We start from the raw sequence: 1984 nt of genomic DNA on the forward strand, positions 1-1984 counted from the left end.
GCATGCATCAGCCGCTCTTCCTGCTCGTGCAACGGCGCCAGACGGGCGCGTTCGAGATGTTCTTCCGTCTGGGCCTGCGCCACGGCCAGCGTGTTGCCGAGGCCATGGGTGTAGAGCTTTTCGGTCAGTTCGCGCGAGCGCACGGCCACGTCGATGGCACGCTCGGTCACGGTCAGACGCTCCTGCACCGAGCGCAGTGTCACATAGTCCGTCGCCATTTCGGCCAGCAGGGCCAACAGCACGCCGCGACGGTTCTCGATCGATTCCTCGACGATCCGCTTGCGCTCTTCCACCTGCCGGGCGATGTGCCCAAACAGATCGACTTCCCAGGTCGCCCGCGCGCCATAGGTCAGGACCGAGGCTTCGGGGCGGTTGGCCGGATTGCCCGGACGCAGCGGCCAGTTGTCGATATTGATCGAATAGCGGTCATCGCCGCCGCCTGCGGCCACGTCGAGCTGCGGATACCAGGCCGACTGGGCCTGCCTGCGGACGGCGCGCTCGGCAATGATATGCTGCGAGGCGATCTGCAGGTCGTAATTGCCCTTGATCGCCTGATCCACCAGCTCGTTGAGCATGGGGTCGTGGAACTGCGACCACCAGTCCTTCATGTCCGCTGCCGACTGCGCCAGCGCATCGGCCGTGGCGGGATGGGGCTGCTCGACGAAGGCGTCGGGCACCTTGATCCGGTCCGGCGTGAAGTTCGGCCCCACCGTACACGCCGTCAGCGACAGACAGGTACTCAGGGCAAGGGTCAGGAATTTGCGGGACATGTCAGAGGTGGTTCTGCAGCCAGGTGGTCAGACGGCCGCGCGCGCCCGGCGTTTCGCGTCCGATCGTCACCGTGGCCGTCATGCCGGCCGCCAGCGTGATGTTCGGCGGTACGCTGTCGAGTTCCAGACGCACCGGAATACGCTGCGCCAGACGCACCCAGGTGAAGATCGGATTGACGTCCGGCAGGCCCAGCTTGTCGGACACGCCGTTCTGGTCGTTGATGCCGCGACCGATACTGACGACATGCGCCATGAGGATCTGTTTGTAGCCCATCAGCTTGATGCGGGCTTCGTCCCCCACATGCACGCCGTGCATCTTGGTTTCTTCGAAATAGCCGTTGATCCAGAAGCTGTGCGCGTCGATCACGGCCATACCGGGCTGACCGGCATGCGCGTAGTCACCCACGCGCAGGTTCAGGTTTGTAATGTAGCCGTCCACCGGCGAATAGACCGTGGAGCGCTGGAGGTTCAGCAGGGCCGTATCCAGCTCGGCTTTGGCCGCGTTGACCTTGGCGCGCTGGGTTTCAACATTGGAGTTGAAGTCTTCCTGCTCTTCCGCCGAGACGATGCCACCCAGCCCCATACGGCGCTTGGCGTCGGAAGTGCGGAGCTTCAGGTCTTCTTCGGCCCCGGCCAGACGGGCGCGAGCAGCGTCGATGTCGAGACGGAAGCGCACCGGATCGAGCACGAAAAGCGGATCGCCCTTATGGACGAACTCGTTGTCCACGACAGGCACGGCCACGACCGTGCCCGAGACTTCAGGGGCCGCGTCCACGACATAGACGCGTACACGGCCGTCACGGGTCCAGGGAGCGAGGACGTAGATGTCCCACATCGTCCGACCCAGGCCGATGGCGAGCGCCAGCACCACAAGGGTCAGCAGGACGCGGATTACACTGCGGGTCCAGTTCATTGCTGACCCTCCCTAGACGTAAAGGATGAGCAGACAGAGAACACAGACATAGAGCGCTATTTCAAAGAGAGCGACGTGCCAGAACCATCCCAGAGCGCCCGTGCGCCACAGGAGGCTTCTCAGCAGTAACGTTACAAAGACCGCCGCTACGGCATAAATGGAGAGCGGAGCAACGAAAACGCCAAACAGGTTAACTTCAGCCAGCATCAGAAACCAGCTCCAGCGTCAACCACCAGACTGCCAAACGCCAGACTGTAAGACAACTCGCCCACAACGCTCCTCAATCAAACACAACGACTCC

Annotated in this window: 3 protein-coding genes; all 3 read right to left on the reverse strand. The window is 62.8% G+C overall.

Annotated features, from left to right (window positions below; genetic code table 11):
• On the reverse strand, positions 1-770 hold a 770-nt coding region (locus JK208_RS15810), incomplete at its 3' end, for a TolC family protein (protein WP_211576715.1).
• 1 nt (position 771) lies between these two features.
• Positions 772-1683, reverse strand: coding sequence for an HlyD family secretion protein (locus JK208_RS15815; protein WP_194263514.1), 912 nt, complete (start codon positions 1681-1683; stop codon positions 772-774).
• Between the two features lie 12 nt (positions 1684-1695).
• A complete protein-coding gene (locus JK208_RS15820; protein WP_062026972.1) occupies positions 1696-1890 on the reverse strand; it encodes a DUF1656 domain-containing protein in 195 nt (64 codons plus the stop codon).
• Between the last annotated feature and the right edge of the window lie 94 nt (positions 1891-1984).

The sequence above is a fragment of the Gluconobacter sp. Dm-74 genome, from assembly GCF_018256135.1.
GTDB lineage: Bacteria > Pseudomonadota > Alphaproteobacteria > Acetobacterales > Acetobacteraceae > Gluconobacter > Gluconobacter cadivus.